The 23,956-nt window shown below is 64.6% G+C and carries 25 protein-coding genes; 14 read left to right on the forward strand and 11 right to left on the reverse strand.

Annotated features, from left to right (window positions below; genetic code table 11):
* Positions 1–79 precede the first annotated feature (79 nt).
* From RAD10_RS02045 to RAD10_RS02065, 5 genes are all read left to right on the forward strand, one after another.
* Positions 80–988, forward strand: coding sequence for a helix-turn-helix transcriptional regulator (locus RAD10_RS02045; RefSeq protein ID WP_461616118.1), 909 nt, complete (start codon positions 80–82; stop codon positions 986–988).
* A 2-nt stretch (positions 989–990) separates the two neighbouring features.
* Positions 991–1,386 carry a group II truncated hemoglobin gene (locus RAD10_RS02050; RefSeq protein WP_461616119.1) on the forward strand — a complete coding sequence of 132 codons (396 nt, stop codon included), beginning with the start codon at positions 991–993 and terminating at the stop codon, positions 1,384–1,386.
* A 93-nt stretch (positions 1,387–1,479) separates the two neighbouring features.
* A complete protein-coding gene (locus RAD10_RS02055) occupies positions 1,480–2,160 on the forward strand; it encodes a transglutaminase-like domain-containing protein (protein WP_461616120.1) in 681 nt (226 codons plus the stop codon).
* Positions 2,161–2,307: 147 nt separating this feature from the next.
* Positions 2,308–3,135 (forward strand): helix-turn-helix domain-containing protein, encoded by an 828-nt coding sequence (locus RAD10_RS02060; RefSeq protein WP_461616121.1) that lies wholly within the window; start codon positions 2,308–2,310, stop codon positions 3,133–3,135.
* A gap of 141 nt (positions 3,136–3,276) precedes the next feature.
* Positions 3,277–3,711 (forward strand): VOC family protein, encoded by a 435-nt coding sequence (locus RAD10_RS02065; RefSeq protein ID WP_461616122.1) that lies wholly within the window; start codon positions 3,277–3,279, stop codon positions 3,709–3,711.
* A gap of 92 nt (positions 3,712–3,803) precedes the next feature.
* Here RAD10_RS02065 and RAD10_RS02070 read toward each other — a convergent pair whose 3' ends face one another.
* Both RAD10_RS02070 and RAD10_RS02075 read right to left on the reverse strand, forming a co-directional pair.
* On the reverse strand, positions 3,804–4,136 hold the full coding sequence (locus RAD10_RS02070) for a PRC-barrel domain-containing protein (RefSeq protein WP_461616123.1): 333 nt from the start codon (positions 4,134–4,136) through the stop codon (positions 3,804–3,806).
* Between the two features lie 120 nt (positions 4,137–4,256).
* Positions 4,257–5,042: an IclR family transcriptional regulator domain-containing protein gene (locus RAD10_RS02075; RefSeq protein ID WP_461616124.1), complete on the reverse strand. Its 786-nt coding sequence runs from the start codon at positions 5,040–5,042 to the stop codon at positions 4,257–4,259.
* Between the two features lie 113 nt (positions 5,043–5,155).
* Between RAD10_RS02075 and RAD10_RS02080 the strand changes: the two genes are divergently transcribed.
* Together RAD10_RS02080 and RAD10_RS02085 are read left to right on the forward strand one after the other, a co-directional pair.
* On the forward strand, positions 5,156–6,514 hold the full coding sequence (locus RAD10_RS02080; RefSeq protein WP_461616125.1) for an aromatic ring-hydroxylating dioxygenase subunit alpha: 1,359 nt from the start codon (positions 5,156–5,158) through the stop codon (positions 6,512–6,514).
* A gap of 216 nt (positions 6,515–6,730) precedes the next feature.
* Positions 6,731–8,167: a glutamine synthetase family protein gene (locus RAD10_RS02085; RefSeq protein ID WP_461616126.1), complete on the forward strand. Its 1,437-nt coding sequence runs from the start codon at positions 6,731–6,733 to the stop codon at positions 8,165–8,167.
* A gap of 394 nt (positions 8,168–8,561) precedes the next feature.
* On the opposite strand, the gene RAD10_RS02090 is transcribed toward RAD10_RS02085, so the two are convergent.
* The 9 genes from RAD10_RS02090 to RAD10_RS02130 form a co-directional block, all read right to left on the reverse strand.
* On the reverse strand, positions 8,562–10,853 hold the full coding sequence (locus RAD10_RS02090; RefSeq protein WP_461616127.1) for a TonB-dependent siderophore receptor: 2,292 nt from the start codon (positions 10,851–10,853) through the stop codon (positions 8,562–8,564).
* A 109-nt stretch (positions 10,854–10,962) separates the two neighbouring features.
* Positions 10,963–11,742, reverse strand: a complete 780-nt coding sequence (locus RAD10_RS02095; protein WP_461616128.1) for an AraC family transcriptional regulator — start codon at positions 11,740–11,742, stop codon at positions 10,963–10,965.
* Between the two features lie 240 nt (positions 11,743–11,982).
* Positions 11,983–12,696 (reverse strand): ABC transporter ATP-binding protein, encoded by a 714-nt coding sequence (locus tag RAD10_RS02100; RefSeq protein ID WP_461616129.1) that lies wholly within the window; start codon positions 12,694–12,696, stop codon positions 11,983–11,985.
* Positions 12,689–13,456: an ABC transporter ATP-binding protein gene (locus RAD10_RS02105; protein ID WP_461616130.1), complete on the reverse strand. Its 768-nt coding sequence runs from the start codon at positions 13,454–13,456 to the stop codon at positions 12,689–12,691. The genes RAD10_RS02100 and RAD10_RS02105 overlap by 8 nt, the downstream gene beginning before the upstream one ends.
* A complete protein-coding gene (locus tag RAD10_RS02110) occupies positions 13,449–14,393 on the reverse strand; it encodes a branched-chain amino acid ABC transporter permease (protein WP_104464537.1) in 945 nt (314 codons plus the stop codon). Before RAD10_RS02110 ends, RAD10_RS02105 begins: the two co-directional genes overlap by 8 nt.
* Positions 14,390–15,307 carry a branched-chain amino acid ABC transporter permease gene (locus RAD10_RS02115; RefSeq protein ID WP_028139755.1) on the reverse strand — a complete coding sequence of 306 codons (918 nt, stop codon included), beginning with the start codon at positions 15,305–15,307 and terminating at the stop codon, positions 14,390–14,392. Before RAD10_RS02115 ends, RAD10_RS02110 begins: the two co-directional genes overlap by 4 nt.
* A 299-nt stretch (positions 15,308–15,606) precedes the next feature.
* On the reverse strand, positions 15,607–15,825 hold the full coding sequence (locus RAD10_RS02120) for a hypothetical protein (RefSeq protein ID WP_461616131.1): 219 nt from the start codon (positions 15,823–15,825) through the stop codon (positions 15,607–15,609).
* Position 15,826: 1 nt separating this feature from the next.
* Positions 15,827–16,486, reverse strand: coding sequence for an acyl-homoserine-lactone synthase (locus RAD10_RS02125; protein WP_038946889.1), 660 nt, complete (start codon positions 16,484–16,486; stop codon positions 15,827–15,829).
* Between the two features lie 82 nt (positions 16,487–16,568).
* The gene (locus RAD10_RS02130; RefSeq protein WP_028139752.1) at positions 16,569–17,297 is read right to left on the reverse strand and encodes a helix-turn-helix transcriptional regulator; all 729 of its coding nucleotides are present in this window, start codon (positions 17,295–17,297) and stop codon (positions 16,569–16,571) included.
* A 164-nt stretch (positions 17,298–17,461) separates the two neighbouring features.
* Between RAD10_RS02130 and RAD10_RS02135 the strand changes: the two genes are divergently transcribed.
* The 7 genes from RAD10_RS02135 (at position 17,462) to RAD10_RS02165 (ending at position 23,956) form a co-directional block, all read left to right on the forward strand.
* The gene (locus tag RAD10_RS02135; RefSeq protein WP_085968000.1) at positions 17,462–17,638 is read left to right on the forward strand and encodes a hypothetical protein; all 177 of its coding nucleotides are present in this window, start codon (positions 17,462–17,464) and stop codon (positions 17,636–17,638) included.
* A gap of 384 nt (positions 17,639–18,022) precedes the next feature.
* Positions 18,023–18,961, forward strand: coding sequence for a LysR family transcriptional regulator (locus RAD10_RS02140; protein ID WP_461616132.1), 939 nt, complete (start codon positions 18,023–18,025; stop codon positions 18,959–18,961).
* Between the two features lie 144 nt (positions 18,962–19,105).
* Complete coding sequence (locus RAD10_RS02145) at positions 19,106–19,984, forward strand: shikimate dehydrogenase (protein WP_461616133.1); 879 nt, start codon at positions 19,106–19,108, stop codon at positions 19,982–19,984.
* A 57-nt stretch (positions 19,985–20,041) separates the two neighbouring features.
* Positions 20,042–21,172, forward strand: coding sequence for an ABC transporter substrate-binding protein (locus tag RAD10_RS02150; RefSeq protein WP_461616134.1), 1,131 nt, complete (start codon positions 20,042–20,044; stop codon positions 21,170–21,172).
* A gap of 173 nt (positions 21,173–21,345) precedes the next feature.
* On the forward strand, positions 21,346–22,221 hold the full coding sequence (locus tag RAD10_RS02155; RefSeq protein WP_461616135.1) for a branched-chain amino acid ABC transporter permease: 876 nt from the start codon (positions 21,346–21,348) through the stop codon (positions 22,219–22,221).
* Positions 22,218–23,216, forward strand: coding sequence for a branched-chain amino acid ABC transporter permease (locus tag RAD10_RS02160; protein ID WP_095425022.1), 999 nt, complete (start codon positions 22,218–22,220; stop codon positions 23,214–23,216). Before RAD10_RS02155 ends, RAD10_RS02160 begins: the two co-directional genes overlap by 4 nt.
* Positions 23,213–23,956, forward strand: a complete 744-nt coding sequence (locus RAD10_RS02165) for an ABC transporter ATP-binding protein (protein ID WP_461616136.1) — start codon at positions 23,213–23,215, stop codon at positions 23,954–23,956. The genes RAD10_RS02160 and RAD10_RS02165 overlap by 4 nt, the downstream gene beginning before the upstream one ends.

Consider the following 23,956-nt stretch of genomic DNA (forward strand, 5'->3'; position numbering starts at 1 on the left):
GTCAATGCTAGCAGGCATTATGTTTCATTAAAATGCGCCGCAGGACATCCTTCAAAAAGACATCCCTTAAAGAAGGCTCATGACCGAAAGTCCCGACGCCGAATCCCGCTTCCTCGAACAGCTCGGCCAGCGCGTGCGCACCATGCGCGCGTTGCGCGGCATGTCGCGCAAAGTGCTCGCCAAGGTATCTGGGATCTCGGAGCGCTACATCGCGCAGCTCGAAAGCGGCAAGGGCAATGTCTCCATCGTGCTGCTGCGCCGCGTCTCCGACGCGATGGGCGCGCATCTCGAAGACCTGCTTCCCAGTGCCGATCCGACGCCGGACTGGCAGATGTTTCGCGACCTGCTGCGCAAGGCCACGCCTGCGCAGATCGCGCAGGCAAAAGATCTGCTCGCCGGCGGCAGCGCCTCCGCGCCGCGGCGTGCGCCGTTCTGCGGCATCGCGCTGATCGGCCTGCGCGGCGCCGGCAAGTCGACGCTCGGGCGCATGCTGGCGAAGAAGGTCGGCTGGAGTTTTGTCGAGCTCAACAAGGAGGTCGAGCAGCAGAACGGCCTCTCGGTCGCCGAGATCATCGCGCTGTACGGCCAGGAAGGCTTTCGCCGCATGGAGCAGGCAGCGCTGCAGCAGCTGCTCGCGCGCAACGAGCTGATGGTGCTGGCGACCGGCGGCGGCATCGTCTCCGAGCCGCTGACTTTCGACCAGATCCTGACCTCGTTCTACACGATCTGGCTGAAGGCCGAGCCCGAAGAGCACATGGCCCGCGTCCGTCGCCAGGGCGACCTGCGCCCGATGGCCGACGACCGCTCCGCGATGGCGGAGCTGCGCAACATCCTGCTCAGCCGCGAGCCGCTGTACTCGCGCGCGACGGCGGTGGTGGATACCGCGGGACTCAGCGTGGATGCGGCAGCCGCACGGCTGATCGATGCGGTGCGGCCGGTGCTGCAGAACGAAGCCCGCAGTTTTGGCCTGCGCAGCGTGGCGCTGTAGAGATGAGCTCCACCGACGTCACCACCTCCATGTTCGAGCGGATCGGCGGCAGCGCCACGATCGACGCCCTCGTCGACCGCTTCTACGACCGCATGGACACGCTGCCTGAGGCGCAGGTGATCCGCGCAATGCATGCGGACGATCTCGGCCTGATCAGGGACGTGCTGAAGCGCTACCTGAGCGAATGGACCGGCGGACCGCGCCTCTACACGCCCGAGAAGGGCCATCCGCGGCTGCGGCAGCGCCACCTCGGCTTTGCCATCGGCGATGCCGAGCGCGATGCCTGGATGCTCTGCATGCGCGGCGCGATGGAGGAGACGGTCACCGACACGGCGGCGCGGCAGGAGCTCGACAAGGCGATATCGGGCCTCGCCGACTGGATGCGCAACCGGCAGTGAGAGGGCGGCAGCGCCTCGACGCAATTCGAAGGCGCATCATGGACCGTATCGCGTGATTTGAGTTCCGCGGCGATCGCCTGCTAAGCTCCCGGCATGACCGATATCCTTCCCGATACTATCCGCCGTCTCTACACCGATCCCGGCGAGTACATCGACAGCGATCATCCGGCCGTGCAGCAATTTGCGGCCGACGCGGTGCGCGCGGATGCGAGCGCGCGCGAGAAGGCGAGCGTGCTCTACAAGGCGGTGCGCGACGGTATCCGCTACAATCCCTATGTCAGCATGCGTGTCGCCGAGACGTTTCGTGCTTCGAGCGTTCTCGCCGCAGGCCAGGGCTATTGCGTCGGCAAGGCCGCGCTTTATGCCGCCGCCTGCCGCGTGCATGGCATTCCCGCACGGGTCGGCTTTGCGGACGTGAAGAACCACCTCACCACAGAGAAGCTGCGCGCGAGCATGGGCACGGACATCTTCACCTGGCACGGCTTTACGGAGGTGCATGTCGATGGCGGCTGGCGCAAGGCGACGCCAACCTTCAACGACACGCTGTGCGCCAAGGTCGGCGTGGCCCCGCTCGATTTCGACGGCCATACCGACGCGCTACTGCATCCCTTCGACGGAGAAGGCCGCACCTACATGCAATATGTCAACGACCGCGGCACCTATCACGACGTGCCCGCAAAATTCCTGATGCGCGAGATGGCGCGCGATTACGCCAACATGCAGGGCGAGGATCTGTCCGGCCGCGACATGGAGCGCGAGGCGGAAGCGCAGTAGAGCGCGGAGCCGTAGCCCGGATGAGCGAAGCGACATCCGGGACTCGCCATGACTTTCCCGGGTATCGCTTCGCTCACCCGGGCTACGACACTGCAAACGTGCCGATAAACTTGGCGCCATGCTGCGCGCGAACGAATGAGACGCACGATGGACGCACCTGCCGATGTCATCCGTCGACCGGCCTCGCCGCGCCTTGCGCGGCTGATCTCCAGCATCTCGTTCTACCGCGAGCGCGGCCTCGGCTTGGCGGCCTTCCGGCACGCCGCGCCGCTGGCGCTGCCTCTCCTGGTGAATCTGGGAACGCCCTTCCGTATTGCCCTCGGACACCAACCAGATCGTGCCGACGCGCAGCCGAGTTTCGCGGCGGGTCTGTTTCCCGGGCCGGTCGTGATCGAATCCGACGGCCGCGCCGAATGCGTTCAGGTCGATTTCACGCCGCTCGGGGCGTATCGCTTCTTCGGAGGCGCCGTGCCCGATCTGACCGCACGCATGGTCGGCCTCGACGACATTCTGGGACGGGATGGCGAGAACCTCCGCGCCAGGGTGGCCGACGCGGTCGGTTGGCAGCGGCGATTCGAGATCGTGGAAGACTTCGTGCGTCGCCGCGCCGTGCACGAGCCCTCGCCTGCGGTTGCATTCGCCCTGGAGACGCTCTGGCGAGGCGCGGGCGCGGTCAGGATCGCCGACATCGCCTCCGACATCGGCTGGAGCCGCAAGCATCTCACGCGCCGCTTCCACAACGAGATCGGCGTTGCGCCGAAAACGCTGGCGCAGATGCTGCGCTTTCATCGAGCCTGCGCGCTGGCCCGGACGGACGGCACGGGCGGCTGGGCGGCAATTGCCGCGGACGCCGGCTATGCCGACCAGGCACATCTCGCGCGCGATTTCCGGATCTTCAGCGGCGAGACGCCGACCGGATGGGCCGCGCGGCTGGAGGTCGTCGATCCTCGCCTGATGCGCGATGGCGGGGGCTAGCGCCAAAACAGCGGCCAGACGGCGCGAGACGGTCAAGTCCCATTTGTTCAAGCCGGCCGCCGTGATCCGAACTAGGGTCAGCTCTGCAGCAAGCTTGCAAGCACTTGCATCGAACGTCTTGTACCGAACCTGGAGAGTTTCATGAACCAGCCGAACGGCTATGAAGCGCCGCGCCTCTACCACACCATGCGCTGCAAGGATGCGGAGGCGATGATCGCCTGGCTGAAGAACGTTCTCGGCTTCGCCGAACGCGTGGTGTACCGCAACGAGGGCACGGTCATTCACGCCGAGCTGGCGTTCGGATCGTCGATCCTCATGCTTGGCGCGCATCGCGACGACGCCTACGGCAAACAAGTTGGTGACATCGGCGGCCGGCGGACGGATGCCGTCTATCTGGCCGTTGATGATGCCGACGCGCTCTATGAGAGGGTGAAAGCCGCTGGAGCACAGATCGAGATGGAGCCCTACACAACCGACTATGGTAGCCGCGATTTCGCCGCGCGCGATCCAGAGGGCGGCCTCTGGAGCTTTGGCACTTATTGGCCCAAGGTCGGCGAACAGCCGCTCGCCGGATAGGTGGACGCTCACGTCAGCCACTGCTCGGCGGCTGCGGCTCGGGCCCAGCCGCATCCGCGCCGAGAATGCGGGCGGCCGGGCCGTCTTACTTGCTAGATCGACCAGTAGTTCGGATGCTGGTAGGGCCGCGAGCGGTCGCCCCAATCGAACTCATCGCCATCGAATTCGCAGGGACCGCTGCTCAATTGCTCCGGCGTCAGTTCGACCTGGAAAGCCTGGCGTCCCGGATCATATTTCAACGCGGTCCACTGCACGGGATAATGGTGATGTGTCCCGAGCAACCTGCCGGTCTTGATCACCGCGTAAGCGACCGTTCCACTGACCTTGTCGAGCATCAATCGCTCGATCGTACCGAGCTTCGTGCCGTCGACACCGTACACAGCGACGTGCTCGACGCGATCACTGGGAACCATGGTATGTTGCATGGCGTGCTCCCTGGGTTCTTGCGTTGCGGGCATTATAGTCCTGTAGCCCGGATCAGCGAAGCGACATCCGGGGTCTTGCGATGCTTCCCCGGTGTATCGCGACGCTCACCCGGGTTACAGCTAGAGCAGTTGCGAACGCACGGAGTCCGCGCCTTCCCGCAACAGCGGCAGGAAGCGGTCGAGCAGCTCCTGCGCCGGCACACGGTCGACATGGGCGCCCATGTTGATGGCGGCGACGATCACGTCGTCGTAGCGGCGCACCGGAACCGAGATCGAGCGGAAATGCGGCTCGGCCTCGCGGTCGACCAGTGAATAGCCCTGCGCGCGGTCGGCGACGATGCGCGCGAGCAGCGCCTTGGCGTCGGTGACCGTCTGCGGCGTCAGCGCCTCGCGCGTCATCGCTTTCAGGCGCGCGGCAAGGTCGGCATCGTCGATCTGGCCGAGCATGGCGCGGCCGACCGAGGTGCAGAACGCCGGCAGGCGGTAGCCGATCTCCAATCCGCCCGAGAACACGCGCGCCGGGCTGCCTCGGGCAATGAACACGACGTCATTGCCGTCGAGCACCGCGAGCGAGGAGATTTCGTTCGCCGCGGTCGCAACGCGATCGAGCACCGGCTGAAGCACGGCGACGAGCTGGTTGGAGCGCAAGTAGGACGCAGCAAGCGTCAGCACATGCGGCGTCAGCGTGAACAGCCTGCCATCGCCGCTGACAAAACCGCCGCGCTGGAGCGTGAACAGCATACGCCGGGCGGTGGCGCGCGGCAGGTCTGCAGCGCGGGCGAGATCGCTCAGCGTCGTCGGACCTGCCGTCGCGCCGAAGCATTGCAGCAGGCGCAGGCCGCGATCGAGCGCTTCGACGAAATCCGTCGCGCGCTCGTCGGTCTCGCTCCGCTTCAGTTTGGGCATGGTGACGGGACAATCCTGCAAAATAGTGCTTGCTGCTGCTCCAAGGCATGTCATAATTCGCCCATTCGTTCAATAGGCGAACAAACGCCACTCCACAAAGGGATGCTACTGCCATGATGAGCCAGGAGCAGAACGACCTGATCACCCGCACCGGTCCGAAGGACCCCTGCGGAAAGCTGATGCGGAGCTACTGGCAGCCGGCGGCGCTGGTGGATGAGCTCGAAGGGGATCGTCCGATCCGTCCCGTCAATCTGCTGGGCGAAAATCTAGTGCTGTTTCGCGACGAGACCGGACGCTACGGCCTGATCGACCGCCACTGCGCGCATCGCGGCGCCGACCTCGCGTTCGGACGGCTCGAGCATGGCGGTCTGCGCTGCGCCTTCCACGGTTGGCTGTTCGACGCCACCGGCCAGTGCATCGAGACGCCGGCCGAGCCGAAGGACTCGAAGCTCTGCCAGAACATCCGCCAGCGCTCTTATCCCGTGGTCGAGAAGAGCGGCATCCTCTGGGCCTATCTCGGTGAGGGTGAGCCGCCGGCTTTTCCGGAGCTCGACTGTTTCGTCGCGCCCGGCACGCACACCTTTGCGTTCAAGGGCCACATGGCCTGCAACTGGCTGCAGGCGCTCGAGGTCGGCATCGACCCCGCGCACGCCTCCTATCTGCACCGCTTCTTCGAGGACGAGGACACCTCGACCGCCTACGGCAAGCAGTTCCGCGGCGCCTCCGCGGGCTCCGACCTGCCGATGACGAAAATCCTGCGCGAATACGACCGCCCGATCATCAATGTCGAGCACACCGAATACGGCCTGCGGCTGATCGCGCTGCGCGAGATCGACGAGGAGCGCACCCATGTGCGCGTCACCAACCAGCTCTTCCCGCACGGCTTCGTCATTCCCATGAGCACGGAGATGACGATCACGCAGTGGCACGTGCCGATCGACGACGAGAACTGCTACTGGTACGCGGTCTTCACCAGCTATTCGAACCCGGTCGACAAGCAGAAGATGCGCGACCAGCGGCTCGAGCTCTATGAGCTGCCCGACTACGTCTCGCGCAAGAACCGCAGCAACGATTACGGTTTCGATCCGCACGAGCAGCAGACCGCGACCTATACCGGCATGGGCACCGACATCAACGTCCACGACCAATGGGCGGTGGAATCGATGGGCGCGATTCAGGACCGCACCAAGGAGCATCTCGGCTCGAGCGACAAGGCGATCGTGCAATATCGCCGCCTGCTGCGACAGGAGATCGAGAAGGTTTCTGGCGGCGAGAAGCCGATGCTGTTCCTGGACGAGAGCAGAGCACGCAGCATCCAGGGACCGGCCACCATGGACGGCATCGGGCCGACCCAAGGGTGGGAGCTCTACTGGATGGAGGTCGACGTCAAGCGCCGCCGCGGCGCACCTTGGGCCGCACCGGTGCCGAAGGAGATCGCGGACAACGTGCACCGGCTGACGGCGGCGGAGTGACGTTCGTGCACCGGACCCGTAGGGTGGGTCGCAACGGCGGCTCCACATTCTCCGCTGTCATGCTCCGCGAAAGCGGGGCATCCAGTACGCCGCGGCTTCTCGTGGATACGTTGCCGTCTCTGGAATACTGGATCGTCCGCCCCAGTGCGCAGCGCGCACAAGGCGGACGATGACAGTGCGCGCTATACTCTCATCGAGCGAGAAGGAACGAGCAAAGTGACTTTCGTCGCGCGTCATGCGCTGTGGTCGGATGAGCAGAGGGACGCGGCGTCGCGCATGCGCCGCATCGTCGAGGAGAAGAATCTCGAGGTCATCCGGCTCGCCTTCCCCGACCAGCACGGCATCTTGCGCGGCAAGACCATCATCGCCTCTGAGGCGATCGCCTCGCTGGAGAGCGGTTGCTCCATCACCACCACCATGCTGGCCAAGGATACTTCGCACCGCACGGTATTCCCGGTGTTCACCGCGGGCGGCGGTTTCGGCATGAAGGAGATGGAGGGCGCGGCCGACGTGCTGATGGTCGCCGACCCCACCACGTTTCGGGTTTTGCCGTGGGCGCCGACCACGGGCTGGGTGCTGTGCGACCTCTACTTCAATGACGGCCGCCCGGTGCCGTTCGCGACGCGCGGGCTCTACAAGCGCGCGCTGGACGAACTCGGCACGCGCGGACACGATTTCGTCGCCGGGCTCGAGGTCGAATTCCACATCTTCAGGCTCGACGACCCGCATATGCGGCCCGAGGACGCCGGCCAGCCGGGCACGCCACCATCAGTGAGCCTGCTCAGCCACGGCTATCAATATCTCACCGAGCAGCGCTTCGATCAGATGGAGCCGGTGCTGGAGATCCTGCGCCGCGACATCGTCGCGCTCGGGCTGCCGTTGCGCTCGGTCGAGGTCGAGTTCGGGCCGAGCCAGTGCGAATTCACCTTCGCGCCGCGGAAGGGGATCGAGCCCGCCGACAACATGGTGCTGTTTCGGAGCGCCGTGAAGCAGATCGCGCGCCGTCACGGCTATCACGCCACCTTCATGTGCCGGCCGAAACTGCCAAATGTGTTCGCGAGCGGCTGGCATCTGCACCAGTCGATCGTCTCGCGCGCGAGCGGCGAGAATCTGTTCATGGTGAAAGACGGCGGCGAGCCGCTCAGCGCGTTCGGCAAGGCCTACCTCGCCGGCCTGCTCGAGCACGCCCGTGCCTCGACGGTGTTCACCACCCCGACCATCAATGGCTACAAGCGCTACCGTTCCTACTCGCTGGCGCCGGACCGCGCGATCTGGGGCCGCGACAATCGCGGCGTGATGATCCGCGTGCTCGGCGGAGCCAATGATTCCGCAACGCGCCTGGAGAACCGCATCGGCGAGCCCGCCGCCAATCCCTATCTCTACATGGCCTCGCAGATCCTCTCGGGCCTCGACGGCGTCGACCGCAAGCTCGATCCCGGTCCCTCCGCCGACACGCCCTACGAGACCAAGGCGCCGCTGCTGCCGAAATCGCTGCGCGATGCAGTCAGCGCGCTGAAGGACGATCCATTCTTCCGCGAGAAATTCGGGCCCGAGTTCGTCGACTACTACACCCACATCAAGAACGCCGAGATCGACCGCTTCCTGTCCGAGGTGACCGACTGGGAGCACCGCGAATATTTCGAGGTGTTTTGATAGGGATATGCCTCACATCGGCGTGAGGCGACTTCGTCCTCCCTGTTCCGACGACATCACTCCGCTCTGCGAAGAAGCCGTTTTTCATGCGCCTCGAAAACTGCCGGAAAGAGACGGGGTCCAGATTACCGTTCCATGATCAACAGTGGAGTTCGGTCATGTGGGATCAATTGTTCAGTCTGATCTACCGCTTGTCCTGCCGGTCCACCCTGATCGAGATCGGCACGCACCGTCTATCGCGCTAACAGCGGGCAGGTCGAACCAGGTAAGACGGGTTGACCAAAGCGCCGAAAGCCAAACGCCGGCAGTCGCCGGGCGAAGCCCGCGTCATCCGCGAACTGCACCGTCAAGGGATCCATGGTGATCCTCCGACCGCCTCCGTCCCGCGGGAAACTCACCAGCGATAGCCGAGCGTTGCGATGACGGTCAGCGGTGCACCGCGGTAGCAATATCCGACCTGGCACGTCGTGTAGTGCAGATTGAACAGGTTCTTGGCGTTGACCTGGAACTGAAGGCCCTTCAGCTCCTTCGCCGCCTGGCCGAAATCATATTTCAGCGCAGCATCAACCAAGGTCACCGAGCTGTTCTTGAACGTGTTCAGATCGTCGCCATAGCTCCAGGACATGTAACGCACGCCGCCACCGATGCTCAGCCCGGCAAACGGGCCGGCCAGCGGCAGGGCATAGTTGCCCCACAGCGTCGCGGTGTGCGGCGGATTGCCCGACGGAAACTTGCCGATCTGCGCACTGTCGCCGGCCTGCTTGGTGACCATGTCGAGATAGGTGTAGGACGAGGTGATGTCGAAACCGCCGCCGAGGCTCGCCAGCGCCTGCAATTCGAAGCCGCGGCTTTGAATCTCGCCGCGCTGGACCGTGACGCCGGTCCCGGTCGTGACGAGGCCCCCGCTCTGGGTCAGGTCGAACACCGCAGCAGTGATGAAGCTCCTCGTCCCCAGCGGCTGATATTTGACGCCGATCTCGGTCTGCTTGCCGGTGGTGGGCTTGAAGAAGGCGCCTGTGGGATCGACGCCGAGATTGGGAAAGAACGAGGTTGAATAGGCAACGTAAGGCGCCACCCCGGAATCGAACACATAGGTCAGCCCGGCTCGCCCGCTATAGGCCTGTTCGGACTGCTGCTGGCGGGTCAGCGCGAACTGATCCTCGCCCGTGGTGCGAACCCAGTCGCTGCGGCCGCTCAGCGTCAGGATCCAGTGGTCGAGCTTGGCCTGGTCCTGAATATACACGCCGGATTGGGTCTGCCGCTGCTGCGTTGAGGACGAGATCGCGGGATCCGGAATCGATTCCGGCACATAGGCCGGCGCGGCCAGATTGAGGTCGGAGACGCCGAAGCCAAATCCCTGCTTGTCGTTGAATTTCGACGCCGTGTAGTCGGTGCCGACCAGGAGCGTGTGCTGCACGGGACCGGTCGAGAGTTTTGCCTCGACCTGGTTGTCCATGATGGCCGATTGCAGCGTGTCGTGGACGTAGCCGGTGTAGCGCGAGACGACATTGCCGACGGGAGCCCCGAGAAAGCCGACATAGCGGGTGACCGCATCGACATCGACATAACGGAATTTCTGGCGAACGGTCACGGCATTGTTGAACGCATGCTCGAACAAATAGCCGACGCGGCCCTGCTCCTGGTCCAGCGAATTGTAGGACGGACTGCCGGTGAAGATGTCCGTGGTCGTGCCGGTGCCCGTGGAATAGGTGAACATCGACCCCGGCGTCTTCGATTTCTGGTAGGCGCCGAGAATGGTGAGGGTCGTCGATTGGTCCGGCTTCCAGGTAACGGCGGGGGCGACATAGACACGATTGTCCTTGCCGCCGGGCACGAACACGTCGGCGTCGCGCACGACGCCGGTCAACCGATAGGAAAATTGGCCGTTGGGATCGACCGGACCCGAGAGATCGAAATTGCCCTGAACGCGCTCGCGATCGCCGAACACCGTCTGCACCTCGTGGAACGGCTGGCTGGTCGGCAGCTTGCTTTGCAGGTCGATCAATCCGCCGGGCGAGCCGAGACCGTAGAGGGCCGAGCTCGGCCCGCGCACCACGGTGATGCTGTCAACACCATAAGGCTCGGTCTTGAACACGCCGAGACCGGCGCCGACGAGGCGCAAGCCGTCGAGATAGACGCCGTTATAGGTGATGTCGAAGCCGCGGATCGAGATGGCGTCGAAGCGCGGATCGTAGCCGGAGGCATCGATGCGGACGCCCGGTTCATAGCCGACCGCCTCGGTCAGCGTCTGCACGGCGCGGTCGTTGAGCTCCTTGCGGGTCACGACCGAGATCGACTGCGGCGTCTCCAGCAGCGGGGTGTTCGTCTTCGTGCCTGCCGAGCTGCTGCTTGCGACATAGCTGTTCTCGCTCGACGCGTTGGCGCGGCCGCTACCCACCTCGCGCGTGTCCGCGTTTCTGGCTTGTCCGGACCCGGCATTGCGCGGCGTCGCGACGCGTCCCCGCTGCGATTGTGAGGCGCGCTGGACAGATTGGGCACGCGGACGCGCCTGGCTCGGTGCCTCCACCGTGACCGGAGGCAATGTGCCGGCCGTCGAAGCCGAATTGGTTCCGGAGACCTGTGCCGCCGAGGGCGTCGCGTGCAGGACCATTCCCAAACCGGCCGCTCCCAGACCAGTTCTCACCATCCGTTCCCAGCCGAGCGTCTGCCCGTCGTTCCGCCTCATCGTCTTCCCCGAGTTCCGTGTTCAACAACCCGGGTGTAACCAGATCAAAGCGGCCGCCGCCTTTGCGCGCGCGCAAATCACCTTTGATCACACGTGGAGGCTTTCGAGTTTACTGATAGCGGCTCGGTGAATGGCCGAAGCGTCTGCGGAAAGCCGTCGCGAAATTTGCCGGATGGGCGTAGCCGACCCGATAGGCCGCTTCGGTGACGGACAAGCGCTGGTGAATCAAAAAGGCACGTGCGGCATCGAGCCGCTGAGCCCTGAGATAGTCGATCGCGCTCTGGCCATATGCCATCCGGAATTTCTGGTTGAAGGACCTGCGGCTCAGCCCCGCGTTCCGCGCCAGTTCGTCGATGCTCCAGGGATAGGCGAGATCGGCGTCCATCCGCTGCTTCACCGATTGCAGCCGCGTCCACTGCAGATCGGTGGCAGGATCGGTCGCAATCCGGCCGCGCTCGCCGAACAAGGCGTGGACCACGATCTCGGCGGCATGCGCCGACAGCAGCAATTGCGCCGCGTTGCCGGTGACCGGCGGCGAAAACATTTCTGCCGCGACCGCCTGTATGCGCGCAGACGCCCTCAGAGAGAGGATCGCTGCGCCCGAGACGTCGTTCGCAAACAGCGCCCGAAACTCATCGCCGAGTCCGAGCCCATCGATCGAGGTTTGGGGAAACGCCAGGCCGATCGCGCAACGCTCGCCGGAGTGAACCGCGCGTTCCGCCGCGCAGGTTTCGCGCACGGCAATTGCCGTCATCTGCCCTTCGCAGCCGGTGCTGCGCGTCAGAATGCCGCGGCCTGCGCCACCATCAACGGAGACCGAGATGAACAGGCCCGGCGCTGCGATCGCAGTGCCGTCGGCATCGGCTCGAAACCCGCCTCTGACAAACACGCAGCCCGGAAAATCCAGCCATTGCGCTGTCGAAGCGCCGGGCTGTGCGGAACCGATGTCGTGTTGAGGCCGTCCGACAATTTGATCGTAGAAGTCCCGCATCGAATCCGCTTACGCCGCGGCTTGTTTGACCGCTGGCGGCGGCGCGCTCAAGAGCTCTGCGCGCGGTTTGGAGGAATTCGAAACTGGATTTGCTCGAAGAGAATCTTGCGCGTTGCGCGCGGTCGGCAGGAACGCGCGTCAGATGCCGAGATATTTGTGCTGGAGATCCGGTTCCGCCATCAGCTGGTCGGACGTGCCGCTCCACACCGTCTTGCCGCGCTCGATGATGGTGTGGCGGTCGCAGATGCGGGCGAGGTGGTCGACGTTCTTGTCGACGACCAGGATCGACTGTCCGCGGCTCTTGAGCAGCGACAGGCAGTTCCAGATTTCTTCGCGGATCAGCGGCGCGAGGCCTTCGGTCGCTTCGTCAAGGATCAGGAGCTTCGGATTGGTCATCAGCGCGCGGCCGATCGCGAGCATCTGCTGCTCGCCGCCGGAGAGCTGGTTGCCCATGTTGGCGGCGCGTTCGGCAAGGCGCGGAAACATCACGTAGATCGCGGCCAGCGTCCAGGGATTGGGGCTGCCGAAGCGGTCGGCGGCGGCCGCGACCAGATTTTCGCGCACAGTGAGGTTCGGGAAGATCTGGCGTCCCTCGGGGACCAGGCCGACGCCGAGCTTTGCGATCCTGTAGGAGGGAAGCTGCCTGACCTCGGCGCCCGCGAAACGAATGCTGCCGGCGCGCGCCGGGGTCAGGCCCATGATGGAGCGGATGGTCGTGGTCTTGCCCATGCCGTTGCGGCCCATCAGCGAGACCATCTCGCCCGGCCTGATCGACAGCGACAGGCCGAACAGCACCTGGGAGAGGCCGTAACAGGTCTCGATGCCGTCAACCTCGAGCAGCGTGTCAGCCATGATGCGTCACCACGTGCTGGTCGCCGAGATAGGCGCGCTTGACGTCCTCGTTGGCACGGATCGCGGCCGGATCGCCCGAGGCGATGACGCGGCCATAGACCAGCACCGTGATGCGGTCGGCAAGCGCAAACACCGCCGGCATGTCGTGCTCGACCAGCACGATCGAGACTTCCTTGCGCAGCTCCTGGAGCAGCTTCACCATGCGCTGGGATTCGGTGACGCCTAAGCCCGCCATCGGCTCGTCGAGCAGCAGGAGCTTCGGCTTGCTCGCGAGCGCGACCGCGAGCTCGAGCTCGCGACGCTCGCCATGGCTGAGCCTGTTCACCACGACATCGGCGCGATGCAACAGGCCGACGCGATCGAGCGCGGCATGCGCGACATCGCGCAAGGATCGCTCCTTGCGCGCATTGGCAAAGAAGCGGAACGAGGTGCCGGCATGGGCCTGCGCCGCCAGCGCGACGTTGTCCGCGGCGGTGAAATCGAGCAGCAGCGAGGTGATCTGGAACGAACGCGCCAGACCCAGCGCGCAGCGACGATAGGCCGGCAAATAGGTGATGTCGCGCCCCGCCAGCGAGACGCTGCCGGAATGCGGCTCGAGATGCCCGGTCAGCTGGCTAATCAGCGTGGTCTTGCCGGCGCCGTTCGGGCCGATGATGGCGTGCAGCTCGCCCGCGGCGACGTCGAGCGAGACGTTATCCGTCGCAACGATGCCGCCGAAGCGGCGCACCAGCTTTTCGACGCGAAGCAAGGGTTCAGCCACGGCCGGCCCTCCCCAGCATGCCCATGATGCCGCCACGGCCGAACAGCACGATCAGCAGCAGCAGCGGGCCCATGATCAGCGCCCAATATTCGGTGATCTGCGACAGGAATTCCTCCAGCAGCAGGAACACCACCGCGCCCATGATCGGGCCGAACAGCGTGCCCATGCCCCCCAGGATCACCATCACCATGAGGTCGCCGGAGCGCGTCCAGTACATCACGGCCGGGCTGACGAAGTCGGTGTTGTTGGCGAGCAGCGCGCCGGCGAGGCCGCACATCGTGCCTGAAATGACGAAGCAGACCAGCTTATAGCGTTTTGCCGGGAAGCCGATCGCCTGCATGCGCTGCTCGTTGGAGCGCAGGCCCTGTACGACGAGGCCGAAGCGCGAATTGACGATCCGCCAGATCAGGAAGATGACGCCGAGGAGGCAGGCGAGGCAGAGATAATAGAACTGCGTGCGGTTCGACAGGTTGATCAGCCCGGAGAAGTCACTGCGCTTGTAGACGGTGAGGCCGTCGTCGCCGCCGTAGCGCGCCAGCCCCGAAGCGACGTAATAGGCCATCTGCGCGAAGGCGAGCGTGATCATGATGAAATAGACGCCGCGGGTCCGCAACGACAGCGCGCCGATCACCAGCGCGTAGAGCGCGGAAGCCGCGAGCGCGACTGGAAACTGGATGAAGCCGCTGCCGACGCCTTCCTGCGCCAGCATGCCGACCGCGTAGCCGCCGATGCCGAGATAGGCGGCGTGGCCAAAGCTCATCATGCCGCCAAAACCCATGATGAGGTTGAGGCTCGCGGCCGCGAGCGCCAGGATGATGATGCGGGTGAACAGCGTCAGGATGAAGATATTGCCGGAGAGCTGCGAATAGAGCGGCAGCAGCAGGAGGCCCGCCAGCATCAGGGCCGTGACGGCCTTGCTCACAGTGAAAGACTTCATCGACGGTTGGCCGGAAACAGCCCCTCCGGCCGCACCACCAGCACGATCGCCATCAGCAGGTAGATCAGCATGGAGGACAATGCGGGCGCGGCGGTGGAGGCCGCGGCGCCGCTCAGCACCTGCCGCAGCAGATTGGGCAGGAAGGCGCGGCCGAGCGTGTCGATCATGCCGACGAAGATCGCGGCCAGGAACGCGCCGCGGATCGAGCCGATGCCGCCGATCACGATGATGACGAAAGCGAGGATCAGGATGTTCTCGCCCATGCCGATCTGCACGGTGAGGATCGGCGCCTGCATCAGGCCGGCAAGGCCGGCGAGCGCGGCGCCCAAGCCGAACACCAGCGTGTAGAGCAGCTTGATGTTGATGCCGAGCGCACCGATCATCTCGCGGTTTGAGGCGCCGGCGCGGATCAGCATGCCGATGCGGGTGCGCATCACACCGAGATAGAGCAGCAGCGCCACCAGCAGCGCCACCACGATGATGGCGAGCCGATAGGCGGGATAGTGAATGCCGGGCAGGATCGGCACCGGCACCGTGAGCCAGGCCGGCAGCGGCAGCGCAAGGCCGGCCGGGCCCCAGATCAGCCGCACCGCTTCGTTGAAGAACAGGATCAGGCCGAAGGTCGCCAGCACGTGGTCGAGATGGTCGCGGCCATAGAGATGCCGTAGCGCGCTCATCTCCAGCACGATGCCGAGCACCAGCGTGGCCCCCAGCGCCATCAGCGCCCCGAGCAGGAAGCTGCCGGTCCACGCCGCGAAGGTCGCGGCGAAATAGGCGCCCATCATGTAGAGTGAGCCGTGCGCGAGGTTGACGAGATCCATGATCCCGAACACCAGCGTCAGGCCGGCGGCGAGCAGAAACAGCAGCAGGCCGAACTGCAATCCGTTCAGGAACTGTTCGACGACGAGCAGCATCAAGACTCTTTCAGGCGCACGCGGTGTCGCGCCGATGTTCGAACACGTTCGCCATCAGTGAAAGAGCTCCCCCTGCCTGTTCAAGGCGGAAAAATGGGTAATGGCAGTATCGTTCCGAGGCAAGAGCGATTCGACACCAAACATGCACTTTGTTGCATGCCGATGCATGCGGTCGAGACGCTCCTGCAAGAAAGCTGCCGTGCCGGCTGGGGCAACCTGCCGCACCCAAACGACAACCCTCTCGCCGGCGGGCCGGCGAGAGGGTGCGACTTCGTCAGAATGTAAGGAAGGATTGCGTCCTAGTGCGACGTCATCTGCTGGGGAAGATCGCCCGGTTCGGCGAGCACGCTGTTGGCCGTCGAGGCCTCTAGCGCCGCCATCCGGAACAGATAGGCGAGCGTCGCCAATCCGGTGTCTTCCGCCATCTGCGCCAGCTCGAGCGCCATGTCGGACATGTAGCCGAGATTCTCGTCCCTGATCTGCGCCATGATCTGGCTGTCCCGCATCATGTTCGACATCTCAGGCGCTCTTTCGTTGCGCGGCAGCAGCGCCGCAAAGGTTGGCACGGGCGACGGCGTCCAGACGCGGGCCGTCCTGGCGCACGACCGAGGTCATGCCGATACGATCATGCAGGGCATCGAGGGTCTCGCGACGAATGTCGATGGTCGCCGCCATGGTCCATGCATTCTCCACCAGAGCGGGCAGGCCAAGCGGGGTCACCATGAAGCCGGCCTCGTGAAAGCGCGGCAGCCACCAGGTCTCCATGATCGCGCTGACCTGCGCGATCCCCTGGTTGAGGCAGAACTCCTGCACCGCCGCCATCAGTTGCAGGTTGAGCGCGCCGTCGCGGCGATCACGCACGACGAAGTAGCGCGACCATTCCCAGACCAGCGGATCCGCGGGGCAGCCGCGTACCGACGCCAGATGCGGGAACACCTCGCTCATCATCGAGGGCTTGGTCGTCGGGTAGAGCCGGTGGCCACCGATGACGCGCCGCCCCTCCAGCGCAAGCAGATAGACGGTATCCTCGTCGTCATAGGAATCGATCTCGCGGCAATCCGGCCTGCGCAGCGTCTCCCAGCGCCGCTCCTCGACGAAGATATCGTGGCGCAACCGGAAATGCTGCTCGATCACGTCTTCATACAGGTGGCGATTTACCGCAGAAATAGCGTGAATCATGAAAACCCCCATTCATCCTCAATGGGGGCAGACTCTGCCAAAAGAGCCGGGTTCGATATTGGGAAATTTCCCAGTACGGCGCTTACGGATTGATGATCTTGTTCCGAATCGCCAGCGCCACCGCATGCGTGCGGTTGACGGCACCGAGCTTGCGCGCGGCAGTTGCAAGATGCTCTTCGGCGGTACGCTGCGTGATGTGCAGGATCTCACCGATCTCCCAGGCCGACTTGCCCTGTGAGGCCCAGGAGATCACCTCGCGCTCGCGCGGGGTGAGGCGCGTCGAGGGATAAGGCGCCGGCTCGAGCAGACGGCGAATGTGGTCGAAGCCATACATCGCCATCAGGTGCAGTGCCGGCTTGCTGCGCGGATTGAGGTCGAGATGAACGCCGCCAAGCGACACCGCCGCTTCATAGCCGGTGAGCCCGTGGATCGGCACGATGAAGCCCCGCGACATGCGAAAATCGGTGGCGCGGTTCATCACCTCGGCCGCGTTCGGCTCGAGTTCGGCGTCATAGGGCGCTTCCGACCATTCGAACGGATTGACCGATTGCCGGCACAGCCGCACCACCGGATCGAAGCGGTCGTAATTGTTCTGGGTGTAGAGGCTGAACCAGCCCGCCGGCCAGCGCTTGGCAAGCACCATCTGCGCAAACCGCTGGTCGGGATTGGGCAATCCCGTCACGATGATGGTTTCGAAGCCGAAGCGACCGAACGCCGTCTCGAGCGCATTCATGGCATCGGGCACCTTGCGATAGGTCCCCAAGCCTTCAATGAAGTCGAGCGCCTCCCGGCCATAATCTACGGCGGACATCGGTGCGTTTCCTGCCCCACACCGCCTCGTATAGCACGTATTTGGGGACTGCCTCAATTCGCTGCGGCCGTAGTTTCCCGGTGCTCATCGGCCTGAAGATTTAAACTACTTGTGGCAGAATTGACGTCACGATACACCTGAGCGACCGAAGCGGGAACACCACGATGGAAGACGAGGACATCGCCCTCAACAGTGTGCTCGGCCTGGAATTGAACCGCGTGTTTTTCGCCGTCCGCGAAACGGCAAACAAGCAGAAGATCATCGAGTTCGCGCGCGCGGTGCTGGAAGGCGAGCGCGAGGAGCTGGCCGAGAGCGTGTTGCCGGAAGAGCCGGCGAGCTAGGACACAGCCGCGCTAGACGACGCCGACGAGACAGGTCACGCAACGATGCAGCCCCTCCATTCGAATGGGCCGATTTTAGTCGAAACAATCTGACAGCGAAGTTACTCTTATTGGAGAAGCTGGCGAGCCCGGCCGGGCTCTCGTGCCCCGGACGCAGCGCAGCGTCACCTTGACGATGCGCTGCAGAGCCGGGGCCCATCTATCCGCAGCTTACCCTCTGGCTTTCTGGGTCCCGGCTCTGCGCAGCAGCTTTTCACGCTGCAGCGCGTCCGGGACACGAGAGCGACTTCCCTCCTCCATCCACATCCACACACTTGCCGCTGGATGACATCGCGGCTCTCGTGAGATGATCGCCGCCGCGATCCTCTTTTGGGTGCCATGAACATGATGACGCTGCGCCAGGTTGAAGTGATCCGTGCCGTGATGGTGACGGGCACCATCGGCGGTGCGGCGAAGCTGCTCAACGTCTCGGCGCCGGGGATCAGCCGCCTCGTCAAATACACCGAGCGCTCGCTCGGCATCCGCTTCTTCCAGCGCCAGAACGGGCGTTACTTCCCGACGCCGGAAGCCGAGAATATCTTCGAGCAGATCAACGGCGTCTACAAGAAGGTCGACGATCTCTCCGAGATCATCTCCAAGATCGGCCGCGGCGGCTTGTCCGAGTTGCGCATCGGCTCGGTGCCGAGCATCTCGCAGGTGATGGTGCCGCGGGCGATCGAGCGCGTCCGGCGCCGCTATCCCGATCTCGGCATCGACATCAACATCCTCAAGCTCGAGGAGGCCATTGACTATCTCATGCTCGGCCGCGGCGAATGCGTGGCGATGAGCTACCGGCTGGAGCATTCCGGGCTCGACTTCATGCCGCTGGCCTCGGGCGAGCTGTACTGCATCGTGCCGCCGGGGCACGAGCTCGCCGGCCGCAAGCAGGTCTCGGCCGCCGAGATCACCCGCTATCCGCTGATCGGCATCGATCCCAACGATCCCTACGGCCGGATCATGGCCGAGATCTTTGCGCGCAACCGTCTCGCCTACAACATCACAATCCGCGCGCGCTTCGGCACCACGGTCTGCGCGCTGGTGAAGGCGGGCCTCGGCATCGCCATCATCGATCAGTTCACGGTGGCCCATGGCGGCTATCCCGGGATCGAGCTTCTGAAGATCACCGAGCCGACGCGGTTCGACACTTACATCGCGGTCAAGCGCGGCGCGCCGCTGTCGCTCCATGCCGAGTCTTTCATCGAGTCGCTGCGCGCCGAGATGCGCGCGGTCGAGCCGTCCCGCGACAACAGCAAGGCCGGCGGCGCGCGCGGACGGAAGAAATAACATCATGTTAGGTTTGCCGGATAAAAGGGTAATTGTGTTAGGCGAGGGAAAGGCTATCGTCGCCGCAGGAACTGCCCTTGGACTTGCGGGGATTTCCCCGCTAATGGCCGGGATCGAACGTTCCCTTTGAGACGATAGCGAACCATGTCCAAGCGCGGATACGCCGCCAGCAAGAAGCTCCTCACCGGCCTGATCGGCGCACCGATCGCGCATTCCGCATCCCCCGCCATGCATGAGCGCGCCGCCGAGGCGCTCGGCCTGCGCGGCCACTACCAGCTCATCGAGGTCGCCGGCGCCGATGCGGCGGGGCTTCGCATGATGCTCGAGGGCGTGCGGCGGCTCGGCTTTGCCGGCGTCAACGTTACCTTTCCCTACAAGGAGGCCGTGGTGCCGCTGCTCGACGAGCTGGCACCGGCTGCGGCGACCATGGCGGCGGTCAACACCGTCGTCGTGAGAGACGGCCGGCTGATCGGCCACAACACCGACACGACCGGCTTTGCCCGCGCCGTCGCGCCGCTGCTGGCGTCTTCCGGAAATGCGGTGGCCGTGATCGGCACCGGCGGCGTCGGCAAGGCGATTGCCTTTGCGCTGGCGAGCCTGAAAGTGACGGACCTCCGAATCTTCGACAGCGAGCCGGCACGCGCCGAAAAACTCGCCGCGCTGCTGGCCAGGCATGGCGGCGCGCGGGTGGCTACGAGCGTGGAAGACGCGCTTCGTGGCGCAACCGGCCTCGTCAACGGCACGCCGGTCGGCATGCTGCCGAACCGGGACACCCCGGTCCCAGCCTCGCTGCTGCGCGAAAACCTGTGGGTCGCCGACGCCGTGTACTCGCCGCTGATCACGCCGCTGCTGGCGGCGGCACAAGCCAAGGGCGCGCGGATCATGACCGGGCGGGAGCTCGCGATCTACCAGGCGGCCGACGCCTTCGAACTGTTCACGGGCCTTGCCCCATCGACCGAGATCATGGGACAGGCATTCGACGAGGTGATGGCGGCACGAAGCTCGGCCTATCACGCTGCGTAACCGAAGCGGCCGACACAAGGCCGCGGACAATCTCGACGAAAAATGGGAGGAGAAACCATGAAATCGACCCTGCTGGCAGGCGCCCTGCTTGCCTTCGCGACTGCAACCAGCGCCCACGCCCAGGTCATCAAGCTCGCCAACGTCGCCGAGCTCTCGGGCGGCGGCGCCACTGTCGGCACCAACTGGAAGAACGGCATCGATCTCGCGATCGAGGAGATCAACGCCAAGGGCGGCGTGCTCGGCCGCAAGCTGGAAGTCAGCCATGCCGACTCGCAATCCAACCCCGGCGTCGCCCGCGCCCAGGTGCAGAAGGCGCTCGACGCCGAGCCCTATGTGCTGCTCGGGCCCGGCTATTCCGGCTCGGTCAAGGTCACCGCGCCGCTCGCGGCCGAAGCGGGCATCGCGCAGATCATGGGCGGCGAAGCCGCCGAGCTGACGCAGGCCGGAAACAAATTCCTGTTCCGCACCTCGTTCGGCCAGCAATCCTCGATGCCGAAGGTCGCAAAATACATCCATGACGAGATGAAGGCGAAGACGGTCGCGGTGGTCTGGGTCAACAACGACTTCGGCCGCGGCGGACGCGACGTCGTCGTCAAGGAGCTCGACCGGCTCGGCTCCAAGGTGGTCGCCGACCTCTCGACCGAGGCGGGCCAGGCCGATTTCGCCGCCGACGTCGGCAAGATCAAGGCCGCCAATCCGGATGCCGTGTTCGTCTACCTGAACGAGGAAGAGAGCGCGCGCATCCTGAAGGAGCTGAAGCGCCAAGGCGTCACCGCGCCATTGATGGGCGAGACCACGCTGATCGGCCAGAAGGTGATCGAGCTTGCCGGCGATGCCGCCAACGGCGCGCGCGGCCATGTCGGCCTCACCACCGATGCGCCGGTCGATCTGATCAAGGCGTTCCGCGAGAAGTTCTCCAAGAAGTACAATTACGTCCCTGACCATAACGGCCTGAAGGGCTATCTCGCCGTCTACATGGTGAAAGCCACCACCGAGAAGATGGGCAAGGTCGACTCGAAGAAGTTTGCCGAGACGCTGCACGGCCTCACCATCAAGGCCGCGGACGAGCCGGGCATCCTGATGGACGTCACCTTCAGCGAGACCGGCGACATCGACCGCCAGAGTTTTCTGGTCGAGGTGGTCGAAGGCAAGCAGGTGGTGAAGCAGGTGCTGCCCAAGGTGAAGTGAGACGCGCGGTCTTTCACCTCTCCCCGCTTGCGGGGGGAGGTCGGATCGCATCGAAGATGCGATCCGGGTGAGGGGGAGCCTCCACGAGTCCAACTGTTAGCGACCGCGCGGAGACTCCCCCTCACCCCAACCCTCTCCCCGCAGGCGGGGAGAGGGAGAGGAAAGAGGGGAACATGTCCAACCTATTCGATCTTCTGGTCGCGGGACTGGCCACCGGCGCGATCTATGCGCTGGTGGCGGTCGGCTTCACGCTGCTGTGGCAGACCTCGCAGACCATCAATTTCGCGCAAGGCGAGTTCGTGATGCTGCCGGCGTTCCTGATGCTGGCGGCGATGCATGCCGGTGCGCCGTTCTGGCTCGCGATCATCCTCGGCATCCTCTTGTCGATGATCCTGCTCGGACTCGGCTTCAAGCTGCTGCTGGTCGACCCGATGATGCGCCATGGCGTGCTGCCGCTGGCGATTGCGACGATGGCGCTGGCGATCGGCCTCAAGGAGGCCGTCAAACAATTCTTCAGCGCCGAGGCCTCGCCCTTCCCGTCGATCGTGCCGACCGGCGACATCTCGATTCTCGGGCACGCGGTGTCGCTGCAAAGCATCGGCGTGCTCGTCGTCGCCATCGTTGCGGTGTTCGGCCTGACTGCGCTGCTCAATCGCACCTCGCTCGGCCACCAGATGCAGGCGGCGGCGCAGAACCCGACGGTGGCACGCATCATCGGCGTGCCGGTCGAGCGCATGATCCTGCTGACCTTCCTGATCAATGCCTTCCTGGTCGCACTGGCGTCGCTTTTGATCACGCCGATTTACCTCGCAAAATTCTCGTCCGGCGAGGTGCTGGGCCAGGCCGCCTTCATCGCGGCGATCGTCGGCGGCTTCAACCAGGTGCGCGGCGCGATCGCCGGCGGCCTCTTGATCGGCGTGCTCGACAATCTCGCGGCCGCCTATGTCTCGACGCAGTACCGCGCCGCCGTGCCGATGATCTTCCTGATCGTCGTCATCCTGTTCCGGCCGCAAGGACTGCTCGGCCGCGCCGAGGAGCGCACGGTATGATCAGCTTCGGCAAACCCCTGAAGATCGCGCTCGGCCTGATCGTCATCGCCGGCCTGATCATCGTCCCCATGAACTTCAACCGCTACGGCCTGTTCATCCTGAGCCAATGGGCGGTGATGACCATCGCCGCGATGGGCCTCAACCTCACGCTCGGCTATGCCGGCCAGGTCTCGCTGGCGCAGGGCGCCTTCGTCGGCATCGGTGCCTATGCGGCCGCGATCATGACCACCCATGGCTGGCCGCTGCCGGCGGCGATCGTCGTCGCCATCGTGCTCAGCTTCGCGGTCGGCTGGGTGCTCGGCTATCCCGCACTGCGCGTGCAGCATCACTACCTCGCCTTCGTCACGCTGGCCTTCTCCACCCTCGCCTTCCTGGTGTTCCGCAACGAGAGCTGGCTCACCGGCGGCATCTACGGCATCTCCAACATCCCGCGTCCGCATATCTTCGGGTTCGCGACCAACAAGCCGCTGCCATTCTACTATGTCTGCCTCGGCTCGCTCGCGATCGTGTCGCTGGCGGTGTGGTGGCTGATCCGCTCGCCCTGGGGCCGCGCCTTCATGGCATTGCGCGAGAATCCGCTGCGTGCGCAATCGCTCGGCATCGACACAAGGCGCTACACGCTGATGGCGTTCGCGATCGGCTCGGCGCTCGGCGGCATCGCCGGCGCACTCTATGCGCCGCTCACGCAATATATCGACCCCGTGCCCTTCAATCTGTCGCTCTCGCTCGACCTTCTGATGATGGTGATCGTCGGCGGCGCGGGCTTCTATTTCGGTCCCTTCCTCGGCGCGATGATCGCGGTGCTGCTGCCGGAATGGCTGCGCTTCACGGAGGGCTATTATCTGATGCTCTACGCGGTGGCGGTGATGCTGCTGCTGATCTGGTCGCCGACCGGCATTTTGGGAATCCTCGACCGCTATCTCGCCGAGCGCCGCACCAAGGCGGCCTCCGCGCTACGCGCCGTCGCAAAATCCCGCCTGGAGACGGTGCAATGAGTGCGGTTCTCGAAGTCACCGATATCAAGAAGAACTTTGGCGGGATCAGCGCCGTCGACGGCGTCTCCTTCGACGTGCGCGAGGGTGAGATCCTCGGCCTGATCGGTCCGAACGGTTGCGGCAAGTCCACGCTATTCAACTGCATCCTCGGCCAGCTCACGCCGTCAGGCGGCGAGGTCAAGCTCGACGGCAAACTCGTCACGGGCCTCCGGCCCTCCGAACTCAACAAGTTAGGGGTCAGCCGCACCTTCCAGCTGCTGCAGGTGTTTCCAAAGCTCTCGGTCCGGGAGAACCTGATCCTCGCCGGCCAGGAGCACCAGGGCAACATGGCCTCGCGCCTGGTCGGCCGCTCCGATGCCGGACTGACTGATACCGCTAACCAGATGATCGGGTTCTTCAAGCTCGATCATCTCGCCGACGAGCCGGCCGGCGGATTGTCCTATGGCCAGCAAAAGCTGCTCGACGCCGCCATGGCCTTCATGGGCGGCCCTCGCCTGGTGCTGCTCGACGAGCCCGCCGGCGGCGTCAACCCGTCGATGCTGGCGGATCTGAAGGACCGGCTGGTCGCGATCAACCGCGAGAAGAACGCCACCTTCGTCGTGATCGAGCACAACATGGAATTCGTGATGTCGCTGTGCTCGCGCGTGATGGTGATGGCGGAGGGCAAGGTGCTGGCGATGGGACGGCCCGACGAGGTCCGCAAGAACCCTGCCGTCATCGAAGCCTATCTCGGACATTGA

This window comes from Bradyrhizobium sp. 23AC, assembly GCF_054863025.1.